This is a genomic window from Methanimicrococcus hacksteinii, assembly GCF_032714515.1.
Taxonomy (GTDB): domain Archaea; phylum Halobacteriota; class Methanosarcinia; order Methanosarcinales; family Methanosarcinaceae; genus Methanimicrococcus; species Methanimicrococcus hacksteinii.
Genome location: NZ_JAWDKC010000006.1, coordinates 40,237 through 50,064, shown reverse-complemented (window position 1 = coordinate 50,064; position 9,828 = coordinate 40,237). Strand labels below are relative to the sequence as shown.

At 41.4% G+C, this 9,828-nt stretch carries 8 protein-coding genes; 7 read left to right on the top strand and 1 reads right to left on the bottom strand.

What is annotated here, in order from left to right:
• Positions 1–410: 410 nt before the first annotated feature.
• Complete coding sequence (locus MmiAt1_RS01085) at positions 411–1,112, bottom strand: DUF169 domain-containing protein (protein WP_318785060.1); 702 nt, start codon at positions 1,110–1,112, stop codon at positions 411–413.
• 1,099 nt (positions 1,113–2,211) lie between these two features.
• Here MmiAt1_RS01085 and frhA point away from each other — a divergent pair.
• From frhA to MmiAt1_RS01050, 7 genes are all read left to right on the top strand, one after another.
• Positions 2,212–3,447 (top strand): coenzyme F420 hydrogenase subunit alpha, encoded by a 1,236-nt coding sequence (gene frhA, locus MmiAt1_RS01080; protein ID WP_318785059.1) that lies wholly within the window; start codon positions 2,212–2,214, stop codon positions 3,445–3,447.
• Positions 3,448–3,541: 94 nt separating this feature from the next.
• Positions 3,542–4,042, top strand: a complete 501-nt coding sequence (gene frhD / locus MmiAt1_RS01075; protein WP_318785058.1) for a coenzyme F420-reducing hydrogenase, FrhD protein — start codon at positions 3,542–3,544, stop codon at positions 4,040–4,042.
• 67 nt (positions 4,043–4,109) lie between these two features.
• Positions 4,110–4,838 (top strand): coenzyme F420 hydrogenase subunit gamma, encoded by a 729-nt coding sequence (gene frhG / locus MmiAt1_RS01070; protein ID WP_318785057.1) that lies wholly within the window; start codon positions 4,110–4,112, stop codon positions 4,836–4,838.
• Between the two features lie 3 nt (positions 4,839–4,841).
• Complete coding sequence (gene frhB, locus MmiAt1_RS01065) at positions 4,842–5,699, top strand: coenzyme F420 hydrogenase subunit beta (RefSeq protein ID WP_318785056.1); 858 nt, start codon at positions 4,842–4,844, stop codon at positions 5,697–5,699.
• A gap of 525 nt (positions 5,700–6,224) precedes the next feature.
• The gene (locus MmiAt1_RS01060) at positions 6,225–7,481 is read left to right on the top strand and encodes a restriction endonuclease (RefSeq protein WP_318785055.1); all 1,257 of its coding nucleotides are present in this window, start codon (positions 6,225–6,227) and stop codon (positions 7,479–7,481) included.
• 255 nt (positions 7,482–7,736) lie between these two features.
• On the top strand, positions 7,737–8,600 hold the full coding sequence (locus MmiAt1_RS01055; protein ID WP_318785054.1) for a hypothetical protein: 864 nt from the start codon (positions 7,737–7,739) through the stop codon (positions 8,598–8,600).
• A gap of 130 nt (positions 8,601–8,730) precedes the next feature.
• Positions 8,731–9,636 carry an exonuclease/endonuclease/phosphatase family protein gene (locus tag MmiAt1_RS01050; protein ID WP_318785053.1) on the top strand — a complete coding sequence of 302 codons (906 nt, stop codon included), beginning with the start codon at positions 8,731–8,733 and terminating at the stop codon, positions 9,634–9,636.
• Positions 9,637–9,828: the final 192 nt, after the last annotated feature.

The following is a 9,828-nucleotide window of genomic DNA, read 5'->3' as shown; positions in this document are numbered from 1 at the left end:
AATAAAAAAAAAAAAAAAAAAAAAAAAAAAAAAAAAAAAAAAAAAAAAAAAAAAAAAAAAAAAAAAAAAAAAAAAAAAAAAAACCAAAACAAATCAGATAAAAAATGCCGTTTTTTTTCCCCATCGTTGCTGAACTCAAGGATGACTTGAGTACAACAATAGTAATACTTAAAAATATAAATAATTATTGATAATGACTATAACCTTTTAAGATAATAAAGAATGAAACCGTTTGTCAAAATAAATAAAAGAAAAATGAACGATATGTTCATTTTTGACTGTTTTTGTAATTATTTTTGTGATTGTTATTAATTAATTTTGGAATTATTTTTGTGATTGTTATTAATTAATTTTGGAATTATTTTTTCAGAATTTATTTTGAATATTTCCATTTTTTGACTTTTTGCAGATTATTCGGATTCGCCGACAATCATGCGAAGTCCGATAACCGTTTTTTCAACATCTTGTGCCGGGATTGAATACAATAATTCGTCGGGCATGATTTTGGTGTATGCGCGGCTGCCGCTGCATCCGATGGTGACGTTGGGTTTGCCGGATTTGATGACCTGGGCGACGGCATCGGAACAAACGCTTTGTTTTCCTGAAAATGCCGCCTCGATCCGGCCGCCGTCACGGTATTCCCAACCTTGCGTCAAAAGCATTGCCTGTTTCGGGTTGCAGATGAAAATCACGACATCCGGTTCAAATGTTGCTTTTTCAAGAGGGCCGTACACGGCCGCAGAATTGGAATTCGGCGCCAAAAAGGTAATAAGGTCCACCGTTTTCTTGGCCGCTTCAATCGTTTCAAAATGATGAAGCCCGTCACAGTAAAATTCCCCGCTTCTGACTTTATCGGAAAGCTTCGTCAGACCGAGCGCTGCGGCCCCGCCTTTGCACTGCTGCTCTTCCAACGTCGTGTAAAACATATCTCCCGTTCGGCGGACATGGTCCGTGATTTGACAGTGGCGCATCTGCCGGTCAAGCTTTTCATATTTGCCGATGACATCCGCTTCATTGCCTTCAGGAATCAGCTTAACGGCAACAGGAAATCCCTCCAGCTGAAGAAGCGACTTCAATTCAGCGCCGTAAGCATTGATCTGCTCCAAATTCATAATTTCCCTCTCTTGTTTTTAAAAAATATTAAAAATGATTTAACATTCGAAAAAGCAATCATTCTCCTGCAATATACGATAAATGACAGCGTTTTCGATATTCTATAATTATAAATGATGTTTAATAACTTTACCCGCATTTGCAGTTTTTTTGTTTTTGTTTTTTGTTTTGTTTGATTTTTAATTTCGTTTGAATTTTTAACTTTCGTTTACTTTTAATTTCGTTTACTTTTAATTTCGTTTACTTTTAATTTCGTTTGTTTTTTAATTTCATTTTGATTTTTAATTCGTTTGTTTTTTAATTTCATTTGTTTTTTAATTTCATTTTGATTTTTAATTTCGTTTGTTTTTTAATTTCATTTTGATTTTTAATTCGTTTGTTTTTTAATTTCATTTGTTTTTTAATTTCATTTGTTTTTTAATTTCATTTTGATTTTTAATTTCGTTTGTTTTTTAATTTCGTTTGCTTTTTAATTTCCGTTGTGTTTTCCTGTCTTCGATCAAGAAGTGCATAATTTCATTTCAGCTTTTAATTTTCGTTTTGTTTTTCTTTTTTTCATTCATTTTCGATGAAAAGTTTACAATAAAAAATTCCGTAAAACGCAGAAATATATAACGATCTGTCATTTTAAAACGGCTGAAACCGCCGGAAAAGAAAATATAGATTCGATTTCGGAAGAAATTTTGCTTGGAGGACGTTTAAGCATTCAAACCGGATTATAAATTCGGCCGAATTCGTTTTAAAAAAGATGCGGGAAATTTCACCACCATAAGGTTTTTAAAGTGAGACGAAATTGTAAAAAATATTGAATCTGGGAGGCTGTTTTCAGGGATTACAGATCAGAGGAGTTTATCATGATAATTCATGGACGAATATGTCATGATAAATAATTCAAAGAAGCATATAACATTAAATAGCAGAATAACGTCTGCGATTTACTCATACTGATTATTAATCTCTGATAAGAGGAGAAAAACAGTATAAGAATAACAGCCAAATAAACCTAAATGCATCTCAGTTTTCAATAGAGGAAGTTATTCAAAAAACGGCGAGAGAGGTTTTATCCCCGATCCGATCGGCGATAAAAAAGGTGATTGAATGAGTAAAACAGTAGAAATTAAACCGACAACCCGACACGAAGGCCATACGAATCTGGTCCTGACAGTCGATGATGAAGGAATCGTCGAGTCAGGAGCATATCACAGCGTGACGCCTGTCCGCGGGTTTGAGAAATTTTTATACGGAAAAGTTGCGGAGTTTGCACCGATTGCGGTTTCCCGTTTCTGCGGTATCTGCCCGACAGCGCACTCGACGTCTTCCGTCGAAGCGCTCGAACGCGCCTGCGGTATGGAACCGACAAAAGACGGCCTGATTTTAAGAGAATTGACCGCCATCGGAAACAAAATGCACTCCCATCCGCTGCACCAATTCTTAATCGCGCCGGATTATGTTCCCCAAGAGGACTATGCCGAAGTCGTGAAAAGAATTCAGGAAATGAGAAAAATCGGTCAGTATTTCGTTGACACAATCGGCGGCGAAGCCATTCACCCCCCGAACATCAAAATCGGCGGCATGGCCAAGAACATCTCACCGGAAGCCAAAGATAAGCTCATCGCCCGCGCGAAGAACTATCTGGAACTTGCGGCCGTTCAATGCGATTACATGATGAACATATACAACGAAGGAAAGCTCAACGACGGAACAGAACTTCCCGAAAAGCTCGGCTACCACGACTTCCCGCTTTTGGCAACCAGCTTAACTTACGGCGACATTTCCAAATTCGACTATTCACAAGCCGTTGAATATTCACCCTTTGAAGTTTATCCCAAAGAAGTGGCGCTCCACGCCTGCACCAACATTCCGAAATACAAAGGAAGTTTGGTCGAAGTCGGCCCGCGCGCCCGCATGGTCACATTTAAAGATTTCAAAGAAACAAAAGGCGCTCTCGGAATTCACAAAGCACGCGCTTTGGAAATGGCATGCTATGCCGAAAGAGCACTGGAATTGCTGGGCGAACTGAACACGAACGGCGCACCCTTCTGCACGGACCCGATTGTCGGAGACGGAGAAACAGTCGGTGTCGGCGCAATCGAAGCGGCCCGCGGCCACAACGTTCACGCAGCAATCGTCGGAAAAGACGGACGTATCGTTCACTACAGCGCAATCGTTGCAACCACCTGGAACATTCCGGTCATCGGAGAGGCAATCACCGGCAGTCATTACAAATTTGCCGAACACGTTGTCCGCGCCTACGACCCCTGTGTTTCCTGCGCAACACACATGATTGCCAAGGATTATGACGGAAACACCGTCGGTGAAAAGATATTCAAATAAAAGTCCCGCAAAGTATTTTTCCAATGATTTCCATATAAAAGACTTCATATAAATAAAAAAGAAGTGAAATATAAAGATTAATTCAGGTGACTTTATGCCGGAATACCTTGAGAAAGAAACATTAATTCTGGGCTGCGGAAATATCTTATTGGCAGACGACGGATTCGGGTTCGCTGTTGTTCAGCGTTTAAACGAAATGAAACAGACAAACCCGGAATTGAATTCGGAAAAGATCGCCATTATTGATGCAGGAACAGGCGCTTCACACTTCATTCTTTCTTTGATTGATGAAGAAACAAAAATCAAAAAAGTGATCATCGCTGATATTATCGATTACGGTTTGAATCCGGGAGAGTTGACCAAACTTTATCCCGAAGATCTGCCCAACATTCCGAAATATCACATTGACGCACATGACATGCCTCTTGCGGGAATGCTGAATGACATTCACGAAAGATTCGGCGTTGAAATTGTCGTCATCGGATGCCAGTACAAATATTTGTCTGCGCCGGATGTCTGCCTTGAACTTTCAGATGAAGTGACCGCTGCTGTTGATAAAGCCGCCGAGATGGTTTTGGAAGAACTGGAAAAATAACGGGACAGAGTAAAAGGCATTTACCAGATTTGTAAATGTATTTGAAATGTAAATTCGGGTGATTATATTGGTAAAAATCTCACATGTCCACATGAGCGGCTGTACGGGCTGTTTAATCTCGTTTGCTGATACTTATGAGAAACTGCTTGATATCTTAGGCGCCGTGGATCTCGTTTACGCCATTACATTGGCGGATGCCGTCACAAAAGTGACGGAAACAGAGGACAAACTCGTCATTGAACGCGTTTATCCGGATGAAGTTGATATTGCATTGGTGGAAGGAAGCATTTGTTTGGACGATCCCCATGCGGTTGAATTGATTAAAGAAGTGCGTGAAAAATCGAAAGTCGTCGTTTCACTCGGCGCCTGCGCCGCAACGGGCGGTGTCACACGCTTCGGCCGCGGCGGTCAGAACCCGCAGCCGACACACGTTTCATTTGTGCCGGTCGCGGAAGTCGTGAAAGTCGATTTCGCAATTCCCGGCTGCCCGCCGTCAACGGACGCAATCGTCAAATTCCTGATGGCTGCGCTTGAAGGCGACACGGACTATTTGGAAATGTACGCGGAATTCGTCAAATACCAGGACGCAAGCGGCGAAAACCTGATCAAACAGGTCATCAGCCAGGGTCTTTGTATGGGATGCGGCACGTGCGCCGCAGCCTGCCAAATGCGTGCGGTTGCCATGTATGACGGCAAGCCGGACGTTCGGATGGAAATGTGCATCAACTGCGGCTCCTGCGTTTTGCAGTGCCCGAGAATCAGAATGCCCAAATCAAAAGGACTTTTGGAGGTGTAAATGATGACAAAACCGATCGGAGAATATATTGAAATTATTTCCGCGCGCTCCACCGACCAGGAAATCTTAAAAAGATCTCAGGACGGCGGCATTGTAACGGCAGCATACATTTACGGTCTTGAAAACGGTCTTTTGGACGGCGCAATCGTTGCCGACACGACAGACGGCTTCAAGCCGATGCCGAAAATCGCCAAAACCCGCGACGATATTTTATCGGCCCGCGGCACGAAATATTCGCTCAGCCCGAACATGTCTCTTGTCAAGGATGCCGTTAAAGAGCACGCCCTTGAAAAGCTCGGATTTGTCGGCACGCCCTGTCAGGTGATTGCCATGAAAAAGATGATGCAGTACCCGGCCGCATTCCGCGGAACCGTCAACAACATCGGTCTTGTCATCGGCATTTTCTGTATGGAAAACTTCCCGTACAACGGCATGAAAACATTGATTGAAGAATATGCCGGCGTTAAAATGGAAGACGTTTTAAAGACGGACATCGGCAAAGGCAAGCTCTTCGTTTATCCGAAAGACGGCAGCGAACCGATTGCAATCCCGATTAAAGAAACACATCCGTTCGAACAGAAATCCTGTCATGTCTGCATGGACTACACGTCCGAATACGCGGACTTTTCAACCGGATCTGTCGGCTCGCCCGACGGCTGGAGCACGGTGATTATCCGAAACAAACGCGGCAAAGACTTCATTGACAAAATGATTGCTGCCGGCAAATTGGAAACTCAGCCGCTTGACATGGAAGGCAAAGTCGGATTCCCGATGCTTGAAAAATTGTCAAACGACAAGAAGACCAAAAACGCCAAGGAAATCGAACACCGCATTGAAATGGGATTCCCCGTTCCTTATTAAACAACAAACATTTGCTGAATTTTTAAATTTTCAAAATTCAAGAAAAACGGAAAATGGTCCGGAAAAACAGTTTTCGGATCATTTTTATTTTCGATTTGATTTGGGTTTTATTTGTTTTTTTGTTTCTTTGTGTTTGATTTTTTTCGCATTTTGATTTGTTTTTGGTTTGTTTTTGGTTTTAATTTATGTTTTATTTTTGGTTTTGTTTGTGCTTCATTTATTATACTTTAAAAGATAATTTAAAAACGGGGCCGCGGGTTTTTGTATATTTGAAAATGATGCGTTCGCGCGCGGCGAATGCCGGGAGCGGTGAATGCGGGAACAGCGAATGCAGGAACAGTGAATGCGGGAACAGTGAATGCGGAAACGGCGAATGCAGAAAACAGTGCTTCAAAAAGAAATGCGGCAATGCTGTAAGAATATCTGCTCAAAACTAAACGTATATAAATATTAAAAATAATTTACGAAACATCTATTTTATGTTTTTACATAAAGCTGCTAAAAACAGAAAAACCGGTGAAAATTATGGCAAATTTTTCAAAATATTTAGGCAAAGACGAGCGTGTCCTCAATTCCATTGACATGAAAGATGAGACCGTCTGGTCGCAAAATAACGTGGCAGCCTCCGAATACAAAAGCTGGACAACGCTGGTGCTGACAAATAAACGTCTTTTTTCATTAAACAAAAGAAAATTAAGCATGCGGGAATTCCGTTTGGAAGATGTTGTTTCAACGGGATGGACTTACAGACCTCAATGGGGCAAAATCCTTTGGGGCGCGGTCTATTTGATTGCCGCCGTATTGGTGTATTTGAATGCGGGAGCAATCGGCACTTTTTTGGCGAATTTCGCATCCGAATATTTCGGTGTTGACGGCGGCTCGGATGTTGCCGTGATGCTGTCGCAGTGGGCTGTTTACGGCGCGGTTCTCCTCGGTGTTTTGGCAATCATCAGCTTGTTTTCTTATTTCCTTTTGAAAAGAACAACTTTTTCAATGACAACGAAAGACGGCAGAGAATACAGTTTCCTGCTTCGCGGCAGACGCAATCATATTGACGAATTCCGTATGGCGGTTCAGGATGCCAGAGATTTGTACATTGAAGAAACCGAAAACCGTTATTTCGACAAGATGAGAACGGTTTTGTTCGACCAGTCCAATTATGAATACGCGCTGAACAATGTTCAGCCTGCGGGAACACCGGTTGAAGAACCGCAGACGGAAAAGCTGAAAAAGGAAGAATATCTGCTTTGGGAACGAAAGAACGCAAAGCTGGACAGCGGTCCGGAAAGAGAGCAGATCGGAAACGGCACAGGCCAGACACTGCTTCCCGAAACAACAATGCGGCTGGCATCCGACGGAACGCTTCTGCTGGACACAGGCGGCGCGCATCAATTGACGGCAGACGGAACGCCCCTTTTAGACGGCGGCCAAGACAATCTTGAAAACAGCGGAACCGTTAAATCGGCGGCAAACCTGGCCGAAGCGTCTTTGGCGGTGAAAGCGGCCGACCTTTTCGAGCAGACCGGTTTTGAAGTTTCAAGATTAAATGCGGATGACGCCGATTTGCTTCTTTACAAGGACAATTTCAGATACATTGTCGTTGTCGACGAAGACGAATTCGGAACAATCACGCCCGAAAAGATTGACCGGGTCATCAGCGCGAAAAGTCACTACAAAACAGATTTCGGCTTGTTTATTTCAGCCGGCGACATGCCGGACAATGTTCAGGAATATGCCAACCGGAACAATGTGAAAATTGTCTATATCAAAAAAGCGGAATAACCCTCCGCTTTCATTTTTTATTTTGATTTTGTTTTTTAATTTGACTTTATTTTTTCGTTTTGAGTTATTGTCTTTTTTTGATTGATTTTTTGACATTCATCTTATTTTCATCCGATTTTCAATCAGCATTCATCCTGTTTTCAACCAACTTTCATCCGTTTTTCAATCAGTTTTTACCGTTTTATCATTTTTTATTTTTCATTTGTTCTTAAAACATGAAGAAATTTTATTAATCTGCCAGTCCTATTCGCTGATATGTCAATTTATGATCAGCTTCAAGTTCTTCAATATGAATATGAGAAATACAGAGATTCCGATACCGATAAGCCGTCGTTTTTTTATTTTGTCGAGCATTGCGGAAGGGTCAAAGAGGTCACAGACAACTTTTTTGAAGAAGTTTCGGAAATGGGTGATGAAGGCCGGCCGCTTTTGGGGAAAAATGCCCGGACTGTTCAATTGATTCGAAACGCGGGGAAGAAAGCGATGGCGGAACAAAAATTAATTGCGCGGGCATCGGAACTTCCGATCAGCAGAGCCTGGACGGCGGACGGGATTGATGAAACGATTGCGCGGATTAAAAGATTGGAGCAAAACGCGTCTGCCAAGATTGAAAATTTGACGAAGATCGAAACGATGGTGACCACCACGATGACGGTCGGCAATTATAAAAAGATTCGAAAAATGGCTGCGGACGGTTTGAGAAAAAAGATTGACAATCCGAGATTTTCCTTTGAAAGCATAATTCCGGCTAAGTATCGGATTTTCGTCGGCAAAGAGGATATTCAAACCATCAACGCGATTTTGAATTTTATTGTTCCGGACATGGAAAAGCAGGATGTCGACGAGATTGAAAACATGAATTACGTCAGTTTCAAATATTCGATTTTGATGCTGATTACGGCGCTTCGCTTAACTTACGAATTCCCGCCGAATTATGAGATGTATAGATTCTGCGCAGCGCTTCCGAAAAATCCGAACGAAAATTCGGAACTGATTCCGAAGCTCGAAAATTTAATCAAATCGACGGATTCGAAAATGTCGAACATCATCAAATTGGCGAAAACATATGACAAATATGAACAATATGAAATGAAAGTTCTCAAAGAAAACGAAAATTGAAAAGAATCCCGTCGTAAGCGGATATTTGAAAAAAATTTACACATTTTAGAAAAATTATAAAAATATACGGCTTATGAATTTTTAGTCTATGACAAGAAGCTTCAAATATTTAATTTGCCTAATTCATAGTATGGATGGGAAAAGAAATATAATATTTTTATTTTTAATTATTTTATCATCGTGTCTGTTTATTTCAGGATGTCTTGACGACGGAGAATCTGAAAACGGATCTGTCGACGACAGCCAAGTTATCAGAGGAGCGACTTTTTACATTGATGATTACGGCGAAGCCAAAGCATCGGATGAAGAAGTTGTTTTAATGCTGGCGGAAATCATCCGGAATTTCCATATCATCGGCCTTCAGGGGATTTCGGATCCCGACAGCAAAGCCATGGATATTTTAATCAAAGAGATTAACAACGGCACGGATGAAAACGGAAAAGCTTATAATTACCAATACAATTTGAGCGACTCGGTCGGCCTCAATTCTGATTCAAAAGAGCAGTACGCTTACATTTACGACAGAAATGTGCTGTATCCGTCTTCTATTCCGCGCATTTACGCGGACAATGAGAATGCTTTTAATTATGACCCGTACATGATTGCGTTTCGTTCATATGCGGGACAGGGCGATGTTTTGTTTATCGTGTTAACGATAGATGAAAACAATACCAAGCAGGAAATTGATGCGCTGCCGCAATTGATTGAAAATGTCAAAATCAGATATGCCGGTCATGAAAATATCACGATTGTCGGAAATCTGCATTCCGACCGGCCGTATTATGATGAAACGTCCGATTCACCGCTTCGGTCCGACGATTTTGTCTGGATTATTACAAACGACATGGTGACCTCAACCAAAGGCAACTACACGTACGACAGAATTATCGCAACATCCAATCTGAAAAATTTCTATGCGGGAAAAGCCGGTGTTTTCAACTTCACCGAAGAATACAATTTAACGCAGGAAGAAACGGAAGCCATTTCAACGCACTATCCGGTTTACGTTGAATATTACAGCTCCCGGCCGAGATGAAAATAAGAAGGGAAACAGAAACGGAACTCCCGTTTCTGATTCCGTATTTTATTTCTTCAACTTTTCATTTTTTTCATTTTTTCATTTTTTCATTTTTATTTCTTTATTTTTCATTTCTCATGTCTCATTTTTCTTTTATTTTTAACAGAACCACCGCCGTATGTATTTTGTTCAAAAACCGTGGTTTCGTTT

Excerpts from the sequence above, each read along its gene's own strand:
- MmiAt1_RS01085 (WP_318785060.1), bottom strand. The coding sequence starts at position 1,112 with ATGAATTTGGAGCAGATCAATGCTTACGGCGCTGAATTGAAGTCGCTT.
- frhA (WP_318785059.1), top strand. The coding sequence starts at position 2,212 with ATGAGTAAAACAGTAGAAATTAAACCGACAACCCGACACGAAGGCCAT.
- frhD (WP_318785058.1), top strand. The coding sequence starts at position 3,542 with ATGCCGGAATACCTTGAGAAAGAAACATTAATTCTGGGCTGCGGAAAT.
- frhB (WP_318785056.1), top strand. The coding sequence starts at position 4,842 with ATGACAAAACCGATCGGAGAATATATTGAAATTATTTCCGCGCGCTCC.
- MmiAt1_RS01060 (WP_318785055.1), top strand. The coding sequence starts at position 6,225 with ATGGCAAATTTTTCAAAATATTTAGGCAAAGACGAGCGTGTCCTCAAT.
- MmiAt1_RS01055 (WP_318785054.1), top strand. The coding sequence starts at position 7,737 with ATGTCAATTTATGATCAGCTTCAAGTTCTTCAATATGAATATGAGAAA.
- MmiAt1_RS01050 (WP_318785053.1), top strand. The coding sequence starts at position 8,731 with ATGGATGGGAAAAGAAATATAATATTTTTATTTTTAATTATTTTATCA.